This window comes from Citrobacter sp. wls711 (assembly GCF_005281055.1).
In the GTDB taxonomy this organism is placed as follows: domain Bacteria; phylum Pseudomonadota; class Gammaproteobacteria; order Enterobacterales; family Enterobacteriaceae; genus Citrobacter; species Citrobacter gillenii.
Genome location: NZ_SZXC01000022.1, coordinates 24,172 through 44,803, shown reverse-complemented (window position 1 = coordinate 44,803; position 20,632 = coordinate 24,172). Strand labels below are relative to the sequence as shown.

Annotated in this window: 16 protein-coding genes and 1 pseudogene; 7 read left to right on the top strand and 10 right to left on the bottom strand. The window is 48.3% G+C overall.

Translation table 11 applies throughout. The features are described 5' to 3' along the window. Positions 1-76 precede the first annotated feature (76 nt). The 4 genes from uraA to bglK all read right to left on the bottom strand — a co-directional run bounded on the left by uraA (position 77) and on the right by bglK (position 4,589). Complete coding sequence (gene uraA, locus FDW98_RS07775) at positions 77-1,366, bottom strand: uracil permease (RefSeq protein ID WP_096756190.1); 1,290 nt, start codon at positions 1,364-1,366, stop codon at positions 77-79. A 95-nt stretch (positions 1,367-1,461) separates the two neighbouring features. After that, a complete protein-coding gene (gene upp / locus FDW98_RS07770) occupies positions 1,462-2,088 on the bottom strand; it encodes a uracil phosphoribosyltransferase (protein WP_096756189.1) in 627 nt (208 codons plus the stop codon). Positions 2,089-2,271: 183 nt separating this feature from the next. Then, a complete protein-coding gene (locus FDW98_RS07765; RefSeq protein WP_096756188.1) occupies positions 2,272-3,702 on the bottom strand; it encodes a 6-phospho-beta-glucosidase in 1,431 nt (476 codons plus the stop codon). Between the two features lie 8 nt (positions 3,703-3,710). Further along, complete coding sequence (gene bglK / locus FDW98_RS07760; RefSeq protein ID WP_096756187.1) at positions 3,711-4,589, bottom strand: beta-glucoside kinase BglK; 879 nt, start codon at positions 4,587-4,589, stop codon at positions 3,711-3,713. A 291-nt stretch (positions 4,590-4,880) separates the two neighbouring features. Here bglK and purM point away from each other — a divergent pair, with 291 nt between their 5' ends. The 4 genes and pseudogenes from purM to ppx all read left to right on the top strand — a co-directional run bounded on the left by purM (position 4,881) and on the right by ppx (position 10,499). Next, on the top strand, positions 4,881-5,918 hold the full coding sequence (purM, locus tag FDW98_RS07755; RefSeq protein WP_096759359.1) for a phosphoribosylformylglycinamidine cyclo-ligase: 1,038 nt from the start codon (positions 4,881-4,883) through the stop codon (positions 5,916-5,918). After that, positions 5,915-6,559 carry a phosphoribosylglycinamide formyltransferase gene (purN, locus tag FDW98_RS07750; protein ID WP_096756186.1) on the top strand — a complete coding sequence of 215 codons (645 nt, stop codon included), beginning with the start codon at positions 5,915-5,917 and terminating at the stop codon, positions 6,557-6,559. Before purM ends, purN begins: the two co-directional genes overlap by 4 nt. Before the next feature lie 203 nt (positions 6,560-6,762). Next, positions 6,763-8,826, top strand: a pseudogene (gene ppk1 / locus FDW98_RS07745) (polyphosphate kinase 1); the annotation flags it as partial. A 131-nt stretch (positions 8,827-8,957) separates the two neighbouring features. Further along, positions 8,958-10,499, top strand: coding sequence for an exopolyphosphatase (gene ppx / locus FDW98_RS07740; protein WP_096756185.1), 1,542 nt, complete (start codon positions 8,958-8,960; stop codon positions 10,497-10,499). Here the strand turns inward: ppx and FDW98_RS07735 are convergent. Next, positions 10,479-12,749, bottom strand: a complete 2,271-nt coding sequence (locus FDW98_RS07735) for a sensor domain-containing phosphodiesterase (protein WP_096756184.1) — start codon at positions 12,747-12,749, stop codon at positions 10,479-10,481. The two genes, ppx and FDW98_RS07735, sit on opposite strands and share 21 nt — an antisense overlap. A 349-nt stretch (positions 12,750-13,098) precedes the next feature. Between FDW98_RS07735 and FDW98_RS07730 the strand changes: the two genes are divergently transcribed. Further along, entirely contained in the window at positions 13,099-13,302 is a 204-nt protein-coding gene (locus FDW98_RS07730; RefSeq protein ID WP_096756183.1) for a YfgG family protein, read from the top strand. A 367-nt stretch (positions 13,303-13,669) separates the two neighbouring features. After that, positions 13,670-14,548 (top strand): small-conductance mechanosensitive channel MscS, encoded by an 879-nt coding sequence (mscS, locus tag FDW98_RS07725; protein ID WP_096756182.1) that lies wholly within the window; start codon positions 13,670-13,672, stop codon positions 14,546-14,548. A 207-nt stretch (positions 14,549-14,755) separates the two neighbouring features. Here the strand turns inward: mscS and FDW98_RS07720 are convergent, their stop codons facing one another. From FDW98_RS07720 to FDW98_RS07705, 4 genes are read right to left on the bottom strand one after another with little or no spacing between them, the layout of a single operon-like run. Further along, positions 14,756-15,238: a DUF2514 domain-containing protein gene (locus tag FDW98_RS07720; RefSeq protein WP_137398829.1), complete on the bottom strand. Its 483-nt coding sequence runs from the start codon at positions 15,236-15,238 to the stop codon at positions 14,756-14,758. Next, complete coding sequence (locus tag FDW98_RS07715) at positions 15,235-15,861, bottom strand: glycoside hydrolase family 19 protein (protein WP_137398828.1); 627 nt, start codon at positions 15,859-15,861, stop codon at positions 15,235-15,237. Before FDW98_RS07715 ends, FDW98_RS07720 begins: the two co-directional genes overlap by 4 nt. Next, positions 15,851-16,159: a phage holin family protein gene (locus tag FDW98_RS07710; RefSeq protein WP_106486913.1), complete on the bottom strand. Its 309-nt coding sequence runs from the start codon at positions 16,157-16,159 to the stop codon at positions 15,851-15,853. The genes FDW98_RS07715 and FDW98_RS07710 overlap by 11 nt, the downstream gene beginning before the upstream one ends. Further along, on the bottom strand, positions 16,146-16,550 hold the full coding sequence (locus tag FDW98_RS07705) for a putative holin (RefSeq protein WP_001275998.1): 405 nt from the start codon (positions 16,548-16,550) through the stop codon (positions 16,146-16,148). The genes FDW98_RS07710 and FDW98_RS07705 overlap by 14 nt, the downstream gene beginning before the upstream one ends. A gap of 159 nt (positions 16,551-16,709) precedes the next feature. On the opposite strand from FDW98_RS07705, the gene FDW98_RS07700 reads away from it, so the two are divergent. Then, positions 16,710-17,759, top strand: coding sequence for an acyltransferase (locus tag FDW98_RS07700; RefSeq protein ID WP_137398827.1), 1,050 nt, complete (start codon positions 16,710-16,712; stop codon positions 17,757-17,759). A gap of 38 nt (positions 17,760-17,797) precedes the next feature. Here the strand turns inward: FDW98_RS07700 and FDW98_RS07695 are convergent, their stop codons facing one another. Beyond that, positions 17,798-20,566, bottom strand: coding sequence for a right-handed parallel beta-helix repeat-containing protein (locus FDW98_RS07695; protein WP_137398826.1), 2,769 nt, complete (start codon positions 20,564-20,566; stop codon positions 17,798-17,800). Positions 20,567-20,632: the final 66 nt, after the last annotated feature.

Here is a 20,632-nt window from a genome sequence, read left to right as displayed (position 1 = left end):
TTCATAAAATCGCGTTGAGTTTACCACAGAAATACGTCGCGATAGAACCGGGCAGCGATGCCGCCCGGTCAGAGACTTAGTGTTGCGGTCTGTCAGCATCTTCAGCGTCAAGGACAACTTCTTCCGGACGCAGCAAGCTAATCACTTTGAAGATCAGGCTCAGGGCAACGCCGACAATGGTCGCCAGCGCCATGCCTTTCAGCTCAGCCGCACCAATGTGAACCTTCGCACCGCTCACGCCGATGATCAGAATCACCGAGGTCAGGATCAGGTTTTGTGCTTTGTTGTAATCAACTTTTGATTCGATCAACACGCGGATACCGGACGCACCAATCACCCCGTACAACAGCAGTGAGACACCGCCCATAACCGGCAGCGGGATTATCTGAATCGCGGCGGCCAGTTTGCCCACACATGAAAGCAGAATAGCAAAAATTGCCGCCCCGCCAATGACCCAGGTACTGTACACGCGGGTAATAGCCATGACGCCGATGTTCTCACCATAAGTGGTGTTAGGCGTGGAACCAAAGAAGCCGGAGATCACCGTCGACAGGCCGTTGGCGAACATCGAGCGGTGCAAGCCGGGATCGCGAATTAAATCTTTCTTCACGATATTGGCGGTCACCACCAGGTGTCCTACGTGTTCGGCAATCACCACCAGCGCCGCAGGCAGGATGGTCAGAATAGCCACCCATTCAAAACGCGGCGTGTAGAAGGTCGGCAGAGCAAACCAGTGGGCTTCGGCAATGGGTGTGGTATCCACAACGCCCATCACGAACGAGAGCGCATAACCCGCCAGCACACCAATCAGAATCGGGATAATCGCCATAAAGCCGCGGAACAGTACCGAACCAAATACCGTTACGCCCAGCGTCACCATCGAAATGATAATGGTTTTAGAATCCGGCATTTGTCCTTCAGCTGGCAGCAAGCCTGCCATCCCCGCCGCAACACCGGCCAGCTCAAGGCCGATGACGGCAACGATTGCGCCCATAGCCGCAGGCGGGAACATCACATCCAGCCAACCGGTACCTGCTTTCTTCACGATGAAAGAAACCAGACAGAACAGCACGCCACACATGATAAAACCGCCGAGCGCCACTTCATACCCTAACGGCAGTAGCAGCAGTACCGGAGAGATAAAGGCAAAGCTGGACCCCAGATACGCTGGGATTTTCCCCTTACAGATAAAGAGATACAGCAGCGTACCAATGCCGTTAAACAGCAGGACGGTGGCTGGGTTGATATGAAACAGGACTGGCACCAGTACCGTGGCGCCAAACATGGCGAACAGGTGCTGCAAACTAAGCGGGATTGTCTGTAAAAGCGGCGGTCTTTCACTCACCCCGATAGCACGGCGCGTCATAGTGTTTTCCTCTGAGTATTGTGTTTGAGTAGCGATGGGTTGTTTTATTCAAAAAAAAGCCGACTCTTAAAGTCGGCTTCTTTTTATTTATTCATTTACTTGGTACCAAAAATCTTATCGCCGGCATCGCCGAGTCCCGGAATAATGTATCCGTGCTCGTTCAGCCCCTGGTCGATAGATGCGGTATACAGCTCAACATCCGGGTGCGCTTTTTCCAGCGCAGCGATACCTTCTGGCGCAGCAACCAGCACCAGCACTTTAATGCTGCTGCAACCCGCGTTTTTCAGCAGGTCGATGGTAGCAATAACGGAACCACCGGTGGCCAGCATCGGGTCAACGATCAGCGCCATGCGCTCGTCAATGTTAGACACCAGTTTCTGGAAGTACGGTACCGGCTCCAGCGTCTCTTCGTTACGGTACATGCCCACCACGCTGATACGCGCGCTCGGGACGTTTTCCAGTACGCCTTCCATCATACCCAGGCCCGCACGCAGGATTGGTACAACGGTGATTTTTTTACCTTTGATTTGGTCGACTTCAACCGGACCATTCCAGCCTTCAATGGTCACCTTTTCGGTTTCCAGACCAGCGGTTGCTTCATAAGTCAGCAGGCTGCCAACTTCCGAGGCGAGTTCACGAAAGCGTTTAGTGCTGATGTCGTTTTCACGCATCAATCCCAGCTTGTGTTTGACGAGTGGGTGTTTGACTTCCACGATCTTCATACTCTTCTCCTTTCCTCAGACGAGTGGCAACCACAAAAAAAATCGCCGGATTATACCGCTTTTCCTCTCTGGCGCAACACTGCATACGCTTGATATGGATCAACCAAAGTCATTTACGTCTGAAAAATGAGTATAAGACACGCCCCGCACGCTGGACGGGGCTGAGCATCAATCCATTGAATTCTATAAAAATTCAGCATTGGTCTGAATGACGTGCTGATACCATGAAAAAGATTTCTTAGGCGAGCGTGCTAATGTCCCACTACCGTCATTATTTTTATCGACGTAGATAAAACCATAGCGTTTTTTCATTTCGCCCGTCCCGGCGGACACTAAATCAATACACCCCCACGGCGTATAGCCCATTAAATCGACGCCATCTTCCACCACGGCTTTTTTCATCTCACTGATGTGGGCCGCCAGGTAGTCAATGCGGTACTGATCGTTCACCGTCCCATCGCTTTCCAGCATATCGATGGCACCAAACCCATTTTCTACGATAAACAGCGGGAGTTGATAATGATCCCAGAACCAGTTTAGCGAGTAGCGCAGGCCGACCGGATCAATCTGCCAGCCCCAGTCCGATTTTTGCACATAGGGGTTGGAGACCAGGCTTTTCGTTTCGTCATACTCCAGTTGCGGATTCTCCGCTGAAGCCTGCGTGGCAAAGGACATGTAATAACTGAAACCAATATAGTCAACACAGCCCTGAGTCAGCGCCTGACGGTCCTCCTCGGTAATATCCAGCTCAAATCCCCGACGTTCAAAGTAGTTGAGAATATGCTGCGGATATTTGCCACGCACATGGACATCGGTAAACCAGTAACGGCGATGCATGACGTTCATCGCCATCATTATATCGTCAGGCGCACAGGTCAGCGGGTAAATCGGGCACATGGCAATCATGCAGCCAATTTGCAGCGTGGGATTAATCTCACGCGCCGCTTTTACCGCCAGAGCACTCGCTACCAGTTCGTAGTGTGCAGCCTGATACATTACCGGCTCACGGTCTTCGCCTGGCTGGTACTTCAAGCCGGAGTTGGTAAACGGTGCAAAATCTTCGTGGAAATTAGCCTGGTTATTGATCTCATTGAACGTCATCCAGTACTTCACTTTATGCTGGAAGCGGGTGAAGACCACCTCGGCAAAACGGACAAAGAAATCAATCAACTTACGATTACGCCAGCCGCCATATTCCTTCACCAGATGGTACGGCATCTCAAAATGCGACAGCGTAACCACCGGCTCAATACCGTATTTCAGGCATTCATCGAACAGATCGTCATAGAATTGCAGGCCCGCTTCATTTGGCTGCGTTTCATCACCCTGTGGGAAAATACGGGTCCAGGCAATTGACGTGCGAAAGCAGGTAAACCCCATTTCGGCAAACAGCTTAATGTCGTCCTGGTAGCGATGGTAAAAATCAATAGCCTCATGGTTGGGGTAATATTTCCCTGGTAGCACGCCATCGGTAATTTCGCGAGCGACACCATTTGCCCCCGCCGTCATCACATCAGCAACGCTAATCCCCTTTCCCCCTTCCTGCCAGCCGCCTTCCAGTTGGTGAGCAGCAACCGCGCCCCCCCACATGAAATTTGCTTTAAATCCAGACATGTTAGCTCCTATACCGTTCTGTTTTGCTGATTGAAATGGTAAACGGCACCGTACAACCCGGCGTCGTTGCCGTGGCTGACGATATCGATATATTGCGCAATACCGAACCAGGCCAAATGATGACGCAACAGCGACAGGAATCCAGGGCGTTCAACAATGCCGCCACCGATTAATATCACCTGCGGATCGAACACATTAACGAGGTTATAAAGACCCGTGCCGAGGTCGTTAAAAAACTCAGTGACTAAACGCTGGCAGACAGGGTCTCCGTCGTCGTAGCGATCAAAAACATCTTCGCCCGAGACGTCTTCCAGTGCGCTCCCGATATGTTCCGCATAGCGATGACGTAAAACGCGCAGGGTGCAATTTTCATTCATCGAATAGCGTCTGACATCACGTGTTCCGGGTCGGGCGGTTTGCATATAACCAAATTCACCAGCACGAAAACGCGCGCCATGCACCAGTTGGTTGTTGCAGAAAATCGCCCCGCCGATCCCCGTCCCGATGGTCAGAACAAGGAAATTGTCGATACCGGCTACTTTCCCCTGCCAACGCTCAGCAAGCGCGACACAGTTCGCATCATTTTCAACCGTCACCGGCACCCCGGTACGCTCTTCCAGCCATGCTTTGAGTGCAAAATGGTCAAACTGGCGAATCGCTCCGCCCATTTCGATATAGCCGGTAGTCGGATTGACATAACCCGGAGCGCTAATGGCGATGCCCTCGCAGTCAGGATGGGCTGCAACCCAGTCCAGCATGCCCTGCAAAATTTTGTCTCCATCGCAGTCAGGCACTGACAGCTTGCCCTTTTCCCGCAATTCGCCCTGTTCGCTAATCACGCCCATTTTTAATGCCGTACCACCAATATCGAATGCTGCGATATTCATTAATGATCCTTCCTTTTGACGTGTGGTCACCGTTAATTTCATCACTGCTGATGAAAACAGAAACCGGTTTCATTAAGATACTGTGCATTACGTCATCCGGTTTCAAGCACCAGGCTGAACCCGGTTTCTTTTTCGTGGTTTAGGTCAAATAAAGACGTATGTGAATGTAAATCGCTGAAAAAAACGGCAGAAAAAAGCCGATGCAGAGCAGACTCGCAAACGTTTGCTTTCCCTGTTAGAATTGCGCCGAATTTAACTTTTACTGCAAGTAAACACGTGGGGAACCAGGCAGTGACCGATAAAACCTCTCTTAGCTACAAAGATGCCGGTGTTGATATTGACGCAGGGAATGCTCTGGTCGATCGAATCAAAGGCGTAGTAAAGAAAACCCGTCGCCCGGAAGTTATGGGTGGTTTGGGTGGCTTCGGTGCGCTGTGCGCATTGCCGCAAAAATATCGTGAACCGGTACTGGTTTCCGGCACTGACGGCGTAGGTACAAAACTGCGTCTGGCGATGGATCTGAAGCGCCACGACACCATCGGTATTGACCTGGTGGCGATGTGCGTCAACGACCTCGTGGTGCAGGGCGCTGAACCGCTGTTTTTCCTCGACTACTATGCCACGGGTAAGCTGGACGTCGATACCGCTGCCAGCGTGATCGCCGGTATTGCCGAAGGTTGCCTGCAGTCCGGCTGTGCGCTGGTTGGGGGTGAAACCGCTGAAATGCCGGGGATGTATCACGGTGAAGATTACGATGTGGCCGGTTTCTGCGTAGGCGTGGTTGAGAAATCAGAAATCATCGACGGCTCAAAAGTGGCTGATGGCGATGTGCTGATTGCGCTTGGCTCCAGCGGCCCGCATTCCAATGGTTATTCCCTGGTGCGTAAAATTGTCGAAGTCAGCGGCTGTGACCCGGAAACAACCGAACTGGAAGGCAAATCACTGGCCGATCATCTGCTGGCGCCTACCCGCATTTATGTGAAATCCATTCTGGAGCTGATTGAGAAGGTTGACGTGCACGCAATTGCCCACCTGACCGGCGGCGGTTTCTGGGAAAATATCCCACGCGTCTTGCCTGACAACACCCAGGCCGTAATCGATGAATCCTCCTGGCAATGGCCAGCCGTCTTTAACTGGCTGCAAACAGCGGGTAACGTCAGTCAGCACGAGATGTATCGCACCTTCAACTGCGGCGTAGGCATGGTTATCGCTCTGCCAGAAGCTGAAGTGGACAATGCTCTTGCGCTGCTGAATGAAAAAGGTGAAAACGCGTGGAGAATCGGTATCATCAAAGCGTCTGATTCCGAACAGCGTGTGGTCATTGAATGAAAAATATAGTGGTGCTCATTTCCGGTAACGGAAGCAATTTGCAGGCGATCATTGACGCCTGCAAACAGAAAAAAATCAAGGGCACCCTACGTGCAGTATTCAGTAATAAGGCCGACGCGTTCGGCCTTGAACGTGCACGCGAAGCAGGCATTCCGGCTCATTCGTTGGAGGCAAGCCAGTTTGCCAGCCGTGAAGCCTTTGATCGCCAGCTAATACAAGAGATCGATGCCTATGCGCCGGACGTCGTGGTACTGGCCGGGTATATGCGTATCCTCAGCCCGGCGTTTGTCGCCCACTATGCCGAACGCTTGCTGAATATCCACCCTTCTCTGTTGCCCAAATATCCCGGCCTGCATACACATCGTCAGGTGCTGGAAAACGGTGATGAAGAACACGGAACCTCCGTTCATTTTGTCACTGACGAACTGGACGGTGGGCCGGTTATTCTGCAGGCGAAAGTGCCGGTGTTTGACGGCGACAGCGAAGATGACGTGACGGCACGCGTTCAGGCCCAGGAACATGCCATCTATCCGCTGGTGGTCGGTTGGTTTGTCGATGGTCGTCTGCAAATGCGCGATAACGCAGCCTGGCTGGACGGCATTCGCCTTCCACCACAAGGCTACGCAGCCGACGAAGCATAAAATAACCTCCCAGCCTCGTAGGTCGGATAAGGCATTCACACCACCATCCGGCACTCATGTGGGCTTTTATGCCGGATGGTGACGCTAAAGCGTCTTATCCGGCCTACATCCTGCAATTCCCCTCATTTTTTCTGGCACATGCCAGTCGTGCTCGCCATAATGATCACGTAGTGTCCCGTGAATGAAACGGAGTAAAAGTATTAATGGGTCAGGAAAAGCTATACATCGAGAAAGAGCTTAGTTGGTTAGCGTTCAACGAACGCGTCCTGCAGGAAGCTGCTGATAAGTCAAACCCGTTGATTGAACGGATGCGTTTTCTGGGCATCTATTCCAATAACCTCGACGAGTTTTATAAAGTTCGTTTTGCCGAACTAAAACGCCGCATCATTATTAGCGAAGAGCAGGGTTCTAACTCTCACTCCCGCCATCTGTTAGGCAAAATCCAGGCCCGCGTACTGAAAGCCGATCAGGAGTTCGATGGCCTGTACAATGAATTACTGCTGGAGATGGCGCGCAATCAGATATTCTTAATCAATGAGCGCCAACTGTCGGCCAATCAGCAGAGCTGGTTGCGTCATTACTTCAAGCAATATCTTCGCCAGCACATTACGCCGATCCTGATTAACCGCGAGACAGATTTAGTCCAGTTTCTGAAGGACGACTATACCTATCTGGCCGTAGAGATCATCCGTGGTGATACCATTCGCTATGCGCTACTGGAAATTCCGTCTGACAAGGTTCCCCGCTTTGTAAATCTGCCGCCGGAAACGCCGCGACGTCGCAAGCCCATGATCCTGCTAGACAACATCCTGCGTTATTGCCTTGATGACATTTTCAAAGGGTTCTTTGATTACGATACGCTGAATGCCTATTCGATGAAAATGACCCGCGACGCCGAATACGATTTGGTGCACGAGATGGAATCCAGCCTGATGGAGCTGATGTCGTCCAGCCTGAAGCAGCGTCTGACCGCAGAGCCTGTGCGCTTTGTCTATCAGCGTGATATGCCCAATGCGCTGGTCGAAATCCTGCGTGAAAAACTGACGATCTCTCGCTACGATTCGATCGTCCCCGGCGGGCGTTACCATAACTTTAAAGACTTTATTAATTTCCCCAACGTTGGCAAAGCCAACCTGGTGAACAAGCCGCTGCCTCGCCTGCGCCATATCTGGTTTGATAACGAAAAGTTCCGTAACGGATTTGATGCCATCCGCGAACGCGATGTGCTGCTCTATTATCCGTATCATACTTTTGAGCACGTCCTTGAACTGCTGCGCCAGGCCTCGTTTGACCCGAGCGTGCTGGCTATAAAGATCAATATCTACCGCGTGGCAAAAGACTCCCGCATCATCGACGCAATGATCCATGCGGCCCACAACAGTAAAAAAGTGACCGTGGTCGTCGAGTTACAGGCGCGCTTTGATGAAGAAGCCAACATTCATTGGGCCAAGCGTCTGACCGAAGCCGGCGTGCACGTCATCTTCTCCGCACCGGGTCTGAAAATTCACGCCAAGCTGTTCCTTATCTCACGTAAAGAAGGCGACGAGGTGGTGCGCTACGCCCATATCGGGACCGGGAACTTCAACGAAAAAACGGCGCGACTGTATACCGACTATTCTTTGCTTACCGCCGATTCGCGCATTACCAACGAAGTGCGTCGGGTGTTCAACTTTATCGAAAACCCGTATCGTCCGGTGACCTTTGATTATCTGTTGGTTTCCCCGCAGAACTCGCGACGTCTGCTGTACGCGATGATCGACAAAGAGATCGCCAATGCACAGCAGGGGCGCTCTTCCGGCATTACGCTAAAACTGAACAACCTGGTCGATAAGGGCCTCGTTGATCGACTCTATGCGGCGTCCAGTTCGGGCGTACCGGTTAATTTGCTGATCCGCGGAATGTGCTCCCTGATCCCGAATCTGGAAGGCATCAGTGATAATATTCGCGTGATCAGCATCGTTGACCGCTATCTTGAACATGACCGGGTCTATATCTTCGAGAATGGCGGCGATAAACAGGTATACCTGTCCTCGGCGGACTGGATGACAAGAAACATCGATTATCGTATCGAAGTCGCCACACCGCTGCTGGATCCACACCTCAAGCAGCGCGTGCTGGATATTATCGAGATCCTGTTCAGCGATACGGTAAAAGCCCGTTACATTGATAAAGAACTGAGTAATCGCTACGTGCCACGTGGAAACCGCCGTAAGGTTCAGTCGCAGTTAGCGATTTATGACTACATCAAATCACTCGAGCAACCTGACACTAGCCTAAATAATTCAAGTTGTGGGAAGGCGGAAAATGAGAGAATCCCCGGGAACTTACGCCAGTAAGTGACTGGGGTGAACGAATGCAGCCAACACATACACAACTTGAAGTATGACGGATAAACGCTATGCCAATACACGACAAGTCACCACGACCGCAGGAATTTGCTGCGGTCGACCTGGGTTCAAACAGTTTCCATATGGTTATTGCCCGCGTAGTTGACGGAGCGATGCAAATTATAGGGCGACTAAAACAACGCGTACATCTGGCGGATGGACTCGGCGAAGACAATAAGCTGAGCGAAGAAGCCATGGAGCGTGGATTAAGCTGTTTGTCATTGTTCGCGGAACGACTGCAGGGCTTCCCCCCATCAAGCGTCTGTATTGTGGGGACCCATACGCTGCGTCAGGCGCTAAATGCCCCTGATTTTCTCAAGCGCGCAGAAAAGGTCATCCCCTACCCGATCGAAATTATTTCCGGTAACGAAGAAGCCCGACTGATTTTTATGGGCGTGGAACATACGCAGCCGGAGAAAGGCCGTAAGCTGGTGATAGATATCGGCGGCGGGTCTACCGAACTGGTGATCGGTGAAGATTTCGAGCCTAAACTAGTCGAGAGCCGTCGGATGGGCTGCGTCAGCTTTGCCCAGATGTATTTCCCGGGCGGCATTATCACTCGGGAAAACTTCCAGCGCGCCCGCATGGCGGCAGCGCAAAAACTGGAAACCTTAACCTGGCAGTTTCGAATTCAGGGCTGGAATGTGGCGATGGGCGCCTCAGGCACCATTAAAGCGGCGCACGAGGTGCTGCTGGAGATGGGTGAAAAAGACGGTTTTATTACCCCTGAACGCCTGGAGATGTTGACCAGCGAAGTCCTGAAGTACACCTCTTTTTCAGCACTCAGCATGCCGGGGCTGTCCGAGGAGCGGAAAGCGGTTTTTGTCCCCGGACTGGCTATCCTGTGCGGTGTTTTTGATGCGCTGGCAATACGTGAGCTGCGCCTTTCTGATGGTGCACTTCGGGAAGGTGTACTGTATGAAATGGAAGGTCGCTTCCGCCATCAGGATGTACGCAGCCGTACCGCCAGCAGCCTGGCAAACCAGTACAACATCGACAGCGAACAGGCGCGCCGCGTGCTGGAAACCACTATGCAAATGTATGAGCAGTGGCATGCGCAGCAGCCTAAGCTGGCGAACCCGCAGCTGGAAGCATTACTCAGATGGGCCGCCATGCTGCATGAGGTGGGATTGAACATCAACCACAGTGGCCTGCACCGCCACTCGGCTTACATTCTGCAAAACAGTGACCTCCCGGGTTTTAACCAGGAACAGCAGTTGATGATGGCGACATTGGTTCGCTACCATCGCAAAGCCGTTAAGCTCGACGATCTGCCACGCTTTGCGTTATTTAAGAAGAAACAGTTCCTGCCGCTTATCCAGCTGCTACGTCTGGGTGTCTTGCTGAACAACCAGCGCCAGGCGACGACCACGCCGCCGACGCTGACGCTTATCACCGACGAGAACCACTGGACATTGCGCTTCCCGCATGACTGGTTCAGCCAGAACGCGCTGGTTTTGCTCGATCTGGAAAAAGAGCAGCAATACTGGGAAGCCGTAACGGGCTGGCGGCTTAAAATTGAAGAAGAACGCTCACCCGATATCGCCGCATAACGCTTCTACAGGTGCCAGAATTTCTGGCACCTGTTCTTGCAAAATCTCATGCAGCGGCTGCGGCTTACCGATCAGATAGCCCTGCATATAATCAATTCCTAAAGAAACCACCGCGCTGCGTATTTCTTCGCTTTCGACATACTCCGCCACCACCATCATTTTTTTCATTCGCGCCAGGTGACAAATCGATGCCACAATTTGGTAGTCGAGGCTATTCGAAACAATATTGCGAATAAAGCTGCCGTCAATTTTCAGGATATCGGCGCTCACATTTTTCAGTCGCGCATAGCTGGCATAGCCGGTGCCAAAATCATCAATCGCTATCTGACAGCCAAGTAACTGCAATTGCAGCAGCGTTGCCTGCGCTTGCTCGGCATTGGTTAAGGCATTGCTTTCCGTTACCTCAAAGACCAGTTGCCAGGCTTCAATCTTATATTTCGCCAGCAATTGCGCGATGTCGGTCGGCAGTCGGGCGCGACACACCGAGGTAGGCGATAAATTAATAGCAAAGCGACGGGCTGGCATTCTCTCCCGATTCTGAGCCATAAATTTCAACGTATTCTCGATGACCCACAGATCGATGCTGGAGGACAAACCGAACTCATGCGCGACGGGTAAGAAACAATCCGGCGTAACGATTTCATCGTCATCCCCTTTCAGACGCAGCAGGATTTCATGGTACACATCGCCACGCACACCATAAATGGGCTGTGCCATCAGGAAAAAGCGATTGTGCTCCAGCGCCTGCTGTAGCCGATTCATCATCACCACTTTATCTTTCAGGTCCCGCTGCAGGTGCATGGCACCACGACGTTGCAAATTTTCAGGCGTATTGGTGGCAAGGGAAAGTTCGGCAATGGTGCTAAGTTCGCCCAATAACAGGTAGATATGATTAACCGGAGAGCGAACATAGCAATAACTGATCCCCACCTGTGGCTGTAAAGGCATACCATCCCAGACAAAGCGGAATTGCTTGATGTGCTGATCCAATGCCTCAATGCGCTGCTGGTGGGACTCGGTGTTAAACCGCAGGACAAGGTCATTACCCGATAGCTGAAAGACGTACTCATCCTGTTCCAGAAAGGGCGCTATCCAGTGAGCGATTCTTTGCTTGTACTGGATACGTAACATGATCCCATAATTTTTGACCAGTGGTTCCATGCCAGGGATCCGCAAGAAACAGAGCACGGACCAGGGCGACTTATTCAGCTCCCGGTTCAACGCGCGCAGATTTGGAAGATGCACCATAGGATCAAAATACGCCAGACGATATGTACGTCGGGTAACGGCTCTCTGACGCGTTGCCAGCACGGCGATGTAATTTACGATAAAGGAGAAAACAAGATAGCTCGACGAGGTGATCGCCAGCTGCGTATCGTAACCTGAGTACCAGGGCATGTAGCTCTGATAATGATGTATTCCCGTAATGAGTATGACCGCCCACATCAGTGAAATAAGTCGATAGCCGTAACGCATTGCCCCCCACAGCATGACGGGCAATAACAGGGATAAGGTATAATTCGTACTGAATATCGAGCTATTTTCATTTAACGGCATACACAACAGCGTCATCAACGTCGTCAATACTGTCAACCACGCTGCAAACTCCGTCTTCGAGACTTTATTATCAAACTGCTGTTTTAACTGAGAAAAATAGCCGCGCAGGTGAAAAGGGTTCCGTATTGCCCGAATGATAAAATAACATAGCGGAATACCCACAAGGTTTCCCGTCAGTAAGGCCTGATAATTGATCAATGTGGTGGTATTAAAAGGCATGACGCCCATCATGCCGGATTTGCTCGTATACACGCCAACAAACGCGGCAAACTGAAAGAGTACCAGGAACAGCGTTGCCGGACAGAAAACCTGCCAAAATATACGCTGAAACATCAGATGCGAGTCACCGTGAGCCACGTTGTTCCGTCGGGGGGCAAACACCCGATATCCACCCCAACTGAGAACAATCGTTACGACAAAGTGTGCAATGATTGACACTGTTTCAAACACGCCAACCTGGGGGAGTTTATACCAGCCGATCGCAATGATAATTCCCGGTAATGCGGCCCAGCCAAAAAAGAGCATCAGGCTAATCATCAGCGCTAAAGGTAGATAAAAAAGAACGACGTTCCCCGTACTAATATGCGCGTAGGTGTTCACACAACTCAGTAAAGGCAACAACAGGGAGGGTAAGATGAGAGGTAATGCCCACCATTGGTCTCTAATAACAATATACTTTTTATTGATTTTCATAGATGCTCAGTAGAGTCCCTCACCTCCTTATGGGGTATTCAGACAGGTATCCCACCTGACTTTAAAGCAATGATGTACAACACATCATAATGATTCATTAATTTTAGTTATCACCTGAATAGGGCGTTTGACATATATCAAGAAAAATAGGACCCATTAATCATTTATTACCTTTTTCCTCTTTTGTTATCGTTAATTCATTATTAATGCAAATAATAAAATTATCTTTCATAACATAAGAAGATAAAACAACTGATGCATTTTTACATAATGATGAATTGACCATTCCCTCACAGTGTGCCTTAATGTAAGCATCGCCCATTGTTGGGTACACTTTAAGGAACCCTTTGTGAGCCAGGTTACCAGCCTACGAAAACGACACCGATTTAACAGTCGCATGATCCGGATCGTACTGCTTATCAGCTTCCTCTTCTTCTTTGGACGCTTCGTCTACTCTGCTATCGGTGCGTGGCACCACCATCAGGACAAGAAAGAATCCCAACAGAGCAGCCTGTCACAACAGACTTCCCCTGTTCAAATCGATAAACATTAATCGCTTGAAGACCGCTGTAAAGCTCTACGCTTCAAGATTCCTTACCGGATGGCTAATTGTCTGACAGTTAACCATCCGGTAAGGGATTTGTGTTCCCTCCTGTCACTATTTTTATAACGCCACACGTCACCCCAGCCAATCAATTTTGATTTCCGCACAATTACACTATCTTTTCGCTCCTCATCACCCCACTATTCACGCTGATTTTCTATGTTTCTGTTTATTGGACATAATAAACGCAAATACAGCTCAAATAGCCACTAACCAATAGCGTTAATTAATATAACTGGTGCGCACATTTATATATCAAATGTAATTGAATATTTATATGAGCCTTTTATTTTTATACATTCGACAGGGTAATACGATGCAGGGTTTTACATTATTTCCGAAAATACGAAGCGGTCTAGAGTGGATCACTGGGCACAGCGATGCAGTAATTCAATTTGGATGGAACATTGTTGCCGCCGTGATTTTACTGTTTATCGGTAAGTTCGTCTCACGGTTGCTTTCTCGCGGACTGGAGAAACTGCTGTTAAAGCGTAAAGTTGATATCACCATTATCCAGTTCTTCACTGCGTTAGTCCGCTACATCATCCTCGCATTTTTTGTCGTTGCGGCTCTGGGCCGCATCGGCATTGAAACGTCATCCATTATTGCCATCATTGGTGCCGCCGGGCTGGCCGTCGGTCTAGCGCTACAGGGATCGCTGTCCAACTTTGCGGCTGGCGTGCTGCTGGTCTCCCTGCGTCCATTTCGCGCTGGCGAGATCGTACAAATTGGTGCAGTCACCGGGACAGTCGAAAAAGTGCATCTTTTCTCAACTACCCTACTCACCGCTGATAGCAAAGAGGTGGTGATCCCTAACGGTAAAATCATCTCTGACAATATTATTAACTACTCTCGCCACCCGTTTCGTCGTATCGACCTGGTGATTGGCGTTGGCTATCAGAGTCGGATTGCAGAAGTGAAACGCGTCATTACTCATATCATCGAGCAGGATAAACGCGTTGATCAGAGTCGCGGCGTAACCGTGCGTCTGGGCGAACTTGCCGCCTCATCGCTTAACTTCTACGTTCGCGTTTGGGTGCGTAACGGCGAATACTGGAACACGTATTACGATCTACTGGAAAACATCAAAGAAGCGATGGATGCCAACCATATCGACTTGCCCTATCCGCAGATGGATATCCGTGTTCAGAACGTCCCATCACAATCACAGCCGCAGCTACAACTGGTCGATTGACTGCAAAAATAAAAAACCCTCTGTAAAGACAGAGGGTTTTTGTGCGAATAGCCAGAGTAAAATCAGGCAAAGGGGAAGGTTATTATTCCCATTCAATTATTTACGGACAACATAAGTAATTGACTGACAACAACTTTTAAAGAAAAATAATTTTTCATACCGTTTTATATACCGTCATTGGAAATCAGTACCATGAAAAACGCCATGTCACCTGATCAGCGAATCATACTGCTTTTCACAGACTCTTCCGGCTTCGGCTGCCCGATCAGCATACTCTGCCAGTTGTCGGTTTCGCTCGAGAGATTTGCTGAGCACGTCGGCAAGCAAAACTCCGGTGTCTGCGGCTGACGTCCCAGCGCCGACAGTGGCGTTATACTGCCTGAGCTGCTCACGGATGGCAACGAGCTGTTGCTGCAACCTGCCAGCGCGAGCGGCAGCATCAAGAGCATCATTGCGCGCCCTGTCGAGTGCACGCTGCGCTTCACGTTCATTGGTCGCTTTCTCCTGTTCGTCGTGCTGACGGGATTTATCATCTTCGGCTTTACGGTCTGCTTTTGCCTGCGCATATCCAGCTTCGTACTGCATTTCACCATGGTTAACCCAGGCTAAACGCCCGCCGACGACCAGAGCAGCAAGCATCACCACGATAAGCAACTGTTTCCAGTATGCTTTGATGAATGCCCAGATCATAATAGCGCCTTACGGGCAGCACCGTAACGCGCGCGCCGGTCGTCGATTCCGTTCTGTCCACCGTTGATAATCTGCGTGACGCGCACCAGGTCACCTGTGTACTTCATGCAACCTTTACTGGCGAAGAACCACGCCGCGCTGCGGGCCGCGTATTCATCCTGCACCAGCAGTTCAGGCTGAGCGACCAGATCAACCTTCAGGCCATTACCGCAATCACGGTAGTTGTTCAGACCGGTGATCTGAATAAGCCCGCGCCCGCGGTAATTCCATCCATCGCCCGGGCCGTTGTTTCCCATACGCTTGCTGTACACCAGATTGGCGATCGCGCGCTGGCGTTCCAGCGGAAGAGACTTCTCATACGTTTTACGGCCCAACGCGTTGGCCTGGTCTGGCGTGATACGTCCGGCGCGGATGAAACCAGACAGTCCTGATACGCTGTAGTTGAAGTTTTCCTGTAACCGGGCAAACCCTCCTGACTCATGCCCGACCTGTGCAATAAACATCGCCTGGTCATCTGGCTTGGTAATGCCAAATTCATTCATGGCAGCGGTGATATGTGGGTACCAGCGCGCGGCCAGTTGCTCAGTAATACCGGCAGCGCGCCGGAACTGGTTAATGTCCATGTTGAGACCTCGATATTTTGAATATCTGCACGACGTTACCGCGCGTCTTCAGAACGGCGGCAAGCATGACAGCATTGATGATGACCTCTGATAAATCAGCGGCCATTGGTGTGTGATACCAGATTGCATATGCGGCGCGGACGGGGATGCTGGCTGATGCCACGATAAGGAAGTAGGCTATCCACCCTCCCCACCGGCGATGTTGCGATCCATTACGCTGGAAGGTTCCGACGCGGATTGCTATCGCAGAACAGATAACCGCATTGGCAATCAGTAAAAGCAGCTCATGAGTTGTCATCGTCTTTTCTCCCCGGGATTAAATCGCGTGGATTGTCTGAACGGTGATAGAGCCAGATACCAATACGTACTGCGACGATTGCCGACACGAACGCGCCAGCAGAGAAGACGATCCCTTTCTCAAATGAATCCTGTGTGATAGTTGGGATCAGGCTGGCTACGCCGATAAGAATTGATGCAGTTGGTTTGTAGAAGAGAAGCCCGCAGAGGAAGCTGAGCATCGACAGGAGAACCCGGCGGCGTATTGGATACTCAACGGCAGAGGTAATAAATATTACCGCACCTGATAAAGCACCAAGAGCCACCTCGGGAGGAACTCCGGCGATAACCGCAGCCAGAGAGCCCATACTAAGCCACTGATTTAAAGACTCACTGGTTAGCTGAGCTGACATAGCAACCACCGTTTACTGTGCATAATGAACCCCCTTAGTTGGTGATCACATCATACACAATAAACCATATATGGTTTTAATTACCTAATAGAATACTTAACACTTTTACCTTAAAGGTGATAGAATCATTCAAACTCTCAATCAATTACAAGATAAACCATGAACTCGAATAGATTCTATCTACTTGATTTACTTCGTTTTTTCTTTGCATTTGCGGTATGCGTTGCTCACACAAAGATCGCATATTCAGTCCATCATGACATTGCTGCATATATGTCAGTTGATTTTTTCTTTATATTATCTGGATACGTCCTAACGCATCAGATAAAAAAAACAAATATACAATATAAAGCCTTTGTCATATCAAGGATCGCAAGGATATTTCCATTATATTTATTATCAATAATTGCAATATTTGCCACATTACAAATAAATCCACTTTCTCAGGAATTTATCTGGACAACTGTGTCAGAATCATTTCTTTTACATCAGATAGGTTTTACTGGTTCTCCAGGATTGAATGGTGTTTCATGGTCATTGAGTGCTGAGTTCTGGCTAAACATTCTTGTTCTTTATTTCATAGCATCATGCACTGTTAAAAACAAAGCGCTATACCATGCAATTCTTTTCTCTGCACTACTAGTTTCGTTTGTTATGATGGAAAGGACAGGCGCAGCATTTGGTGTTGCAACTTTTGATACAAATATCCAACCTGTATCAATTTTCACAAACATAGGATTAATAAGATCGTTCTTTGGACTGACAATAGGATACCTTTTGTATTGTACAACGGATAGTAACTTCGTTAGAAATATAAAGGGAATGAAGGTAATTAGTTCTGTATTTGAAATTGCGCTTACGGCAATTGTCTTTATTTGTATATTTTTTAACGGCTCTACTGGTTTTGGTTTCCTGTCAATAATAGCATTTTCAATGTTAATTATTTTTAATTATAATGGCGATGGAGTTCTAAGCAAATTATCAGGATATCCAGTAATTAGAGAGCTTGGCAATCTAAGTTATGCCATATACCTGCTGCACATACCAACAAGATTATTTCTTAATAAGTACGTATTCCCATATTATGATATTATTAACAAATGGGAAGTTGTTGTTTTTGTTACAGTTATAATCTCTGTTCCAATTTACTATGCATTTGAAGTACCAGCCAAGAAAATAACACGAAAAGCTTTAAGTAGAATATTTTAAATATAAAAGGGCCAGAAACGGCCCTTTTCATTAAGATTTTAAAGTCCCGTACCACCACCTGAAAGCCTTGAACTTCCAGTTCCTGTAAGCAATACTAACCCCACCGTTCCTGTATCACCAAACAACGGTCCAACCTGAGTATTGTTAGGCAGGCCATAATTTGTTGATACTTCTTTAACTATGTAATCTACGTTAGGCCGACTAAACGAATTGTGATTACTTATATATGTGTTATGTACATGAGAACCCTCGATGTAAATATCAGGGGTTTCTGGTTGGTTGTTCTGGTTTGCTCCAAAAACGGTGTTACCCTTAATTATCGTGTAAGATATATTTGGATTAACTCCACCAAATTCACAAACAGCTATAGCTGAAGTACCGCACTGATAAATATAGTTGTAAGATATCTCATTACCATACATTACAACATTAGGCCTGTCATCATTTGATATGGAAATAGCATAATCCATGCATAATTCCCCACCAAACATCTTATTTCTTGTTATGGTATTACCAGAGCACGACCCTGATAAGTGGTAAGACTCAGCCCAAGAATTGAAAGATTTATTTAATTCAATTGTATTTTGATTGCCAGCCTCAATCTTTATTGAATATACATGTTTACCTAGCGTTTCATTATTCTGGTAAACGCACGAGTTTACATTAAAACCATGAATAGCCGCTGCATTTTGCGGTATTGCATCACATCCTGGCTTAATAAAATTATTTTCGATGATATTATTATCACCGTTATAGTCAAATATTGCAGAGTCTATCCAGTTGTCTACTGTATTTTTTTCTACAGATGAAAATGAACAACCACTAAGAAACAAAGAACAGTTACCAGACAGATTGCATTTTGTTACTGATGGATGCTTGCAGTTATAAAGAAGAATCCCGATCTGATTGTGCCATGCAGTAGGTGATATTTTTATTTCTCTTATATAAAAATAATCATTCATATTCTTACATGAAAGTATAGCGTCAAGAGCTCCCCACCCTATTAATTTTGAATGACTGAAATCTCCTGTGAGAGATAAAATATTATCAGGAACTGAAATTGATGATACATTATAATTACCAGATGGGATGTAAAGATGCGTTGAAGACCGCATTGCCTTCATTATTGCATCAGTATCATCATGCCTTAATTTCATTGTAGAATTCGAAGTGGATGGTGCCTCTGCGATTGTTATGCTATTTGTTCCGCCACCATATATAATCGTTGTTACTAATCTCTTGTTTAAAGGATTGGAAGGAGGCTGAGATGGAACCCACGGAATTGATATCTCAGGAAGTCCAGCATCCATAACACCATTTGCAATGGAGTCTGATTGCCCCATGCCGAACACGCCGATAAGTTGATAAGGTCCACCGCTTTTACTTCTCCATACGGCAGCCTTGTTTATAGTTGAGTCCCATCTAACAACATTAAAAGCCAGACCTCTGATAAGTGGTGATATCTTTCCAAGCGTATCGTTTCCATCTGTAATTGTTACAGCGTCGCTTGCCGCACTGACAGATCCATCTTCATCAACAGATGAAACCTTGTAAGAGTACACAGTGCTTCCAGTGGGGCCCTGTCTGTTAAGGCCTGATGCAGAAACAGTAATAGAAGTAGGTGGCGTTAGTAAACTAGGAGATCCTGCATGCTCAATGGATATGCTCTGACCATTTTCGAAGTCTTCCGCATTGGACAGAACCACCTCATGACTACCAGATGAAACAGAACAAGTAGTTTCTTTTTTAGAACCGGTGGCACCAAACCAGAATATAGTTGATTTTTTATACTCTGAAGAAAATGCAAGTGATGGATTAAATAAAATCGCCCCATCTCCATGAAATATCTTATAGTTACCTGCATTTACATTTCCATTTATGGTTACTGTTTCACCATTATTTACTGATATACCAGAACCTGGTTCAATCTCAATAGGTACATTAATGGTAAGGGTATTTACATTATAAATACCACCCCTTATGACAATTCCATCAGGTGAGGCATTAGTTGCCTGAATGAATGCCATAGTATTGTCTGTTGCGCCTGCTAATGCACCATATCCGCGGGGATCATTCGGAAGATAAAGGCGGTCTATTACCTGCTGAACAGTTTCACCTGATGACGTACCAATATGGCCTGCACCGGTCGGTTTAGCCAGTTCTATCATAACGTCAGAAGCGGAGCCAGATGGAGGAATAACAACAATTGCATTACCAGCATTGTCAAATGCTGGCATTTTGTTTTTACGTTCTTCAACCCCTGGGAGTTGATTAATAGTCTCAGGAACGCGAAGTGTTCGTAAAAGATTTTCGCTTCCAAGCGTATCGACGTAGTTCTTAGTTGCAGCGTCCTGAGGACGTGACGGATCATGAATATTGCGGATGTAGTTATTCATGGCGTCGTAGTAGTTTGCCACAAATGATGGCTTGCGCAGGGCAAGCGAAAACCAACTGCGCACCTGCTGAATCAGCATCGTCAGTTTATCAAATGCATCCTCATGAACCTCAGCAAAAAACTTTCCCTGGTTCCGGAGATCGGTTTCCTGCGTTACCGGCAACTCACGCGAAATGGATATTTGGTATCCACTTGTAAGTGCAGTCATCAGTATTACATTACCACCAGAATATCCGCCAGCACCTGTCACTGTATAATCAGTGTCCAGTGTTAATTCAGTGATGTTTTCGCTCAGGTCAACAACCTGCACCACCAGATCAGACTTATGAAAAATTCGGAAGGTATAGGGGAATGATGTCGTGACCCCGTTACCCGTGTAGTCATTGTGGTCAACTTCGGTTGAAACCGTCATGTCATTTTCTCCAGATTGCTCTTGCGCCAGTCGCGCATGCACTCTGGATCATTCTATTACCCAACA

Coding starts and splice junctions, on each gene's coding strand:
- uraA (WP_096756190.1), bottom strand. CDS start 1,366: ATGACGCGCCGTGCTATCGGGGTGAGTGAAAGACCGCCGCTTTTACAG.
- upp (WP_096756189.1), bottom strand. CDS start 2,088: ATGAAGATCGTGGAAGTCAAACACCCACTCGTCAAACACAAGCTGGGA.
- FDW98_RS07765 (WP_096756188.1), bottom strand. CDS start 3,702: ATGTCTGGATTTAAAGCAAATTTCATGTGGGGGGGCGCGGTTGCTGCT.
- bglK (WP_096756187.1), bottom strand. CDS start 4,589: ATGAATATCGCAGCATTCGATATTGGTGGTACGGCATTAAAAATGGGC.
- purN (WP_096756186.1), top strand. CDS start 5,915: ATGAAAAATATAGTGGTGCTCATTTCCGGTAACGGAAGCAATTTGCAG.
- ppx (WP_096756185.1), top strand. CDS start 8,958: ATGCCAATACACGACAAGTCACCACGACCGCAGGAATTTGCTGCGGTC.
- FDW98_RS07735 (WP_096756184.1), bottom strand. CDS start 12,749: ATGAAAATCAATAAAAAGTATATTGTTATTAGAGACCAATGGTGGGCA.
- mscS (WP_096756182.1), top strand. CDS start 13,670: ATGCAGGGTTTTACATTATTTCCGAAAATACGAAGCGGTCTAGAGTGG.
- FDW98_RS07720 (WP_137398829.1), bottom strand. CDS start 15,238: ATGATCTGGGCATTCATCAAAGCATACTGGAAACAGTTGCTTATCGTG.
- FDW98_RS07715 (WP_137398828.1), bottom strand. CDS start 15,861: ATGGACATTAACCAGTTCCGGCGCGCTGCCGGTATTACTGAGCAACTG.
- FDW98_RS07710 (WP_106486913.1), bottom strand. CDS start 16,159: ATGACAACTCATGAGCTGCTTTTACTGATTGCCAATGCGGTTATCTGT.
- FDW98_RS07705 (WP_001275998.1), bottom strand. CDS start 16,550: ATGTCAGCTCAGCTAACCAGTGAGTCTTTAAATCAGTGGCTTAGTATG.
- FDW98_RS07700 (WP_137398827.1), top strand. CDS start 16,710: ATGAACTCGAATAGATTCTATCTACTTGATTTACTTCGTTTTTTCTTT.
- FDW98_RS07695 (WP_137398826.1), bottom strand. CDS start 20,566: ATGACGGTTTCAACCGAAGTTGACCACAATGACTACACGGGTAACGGG.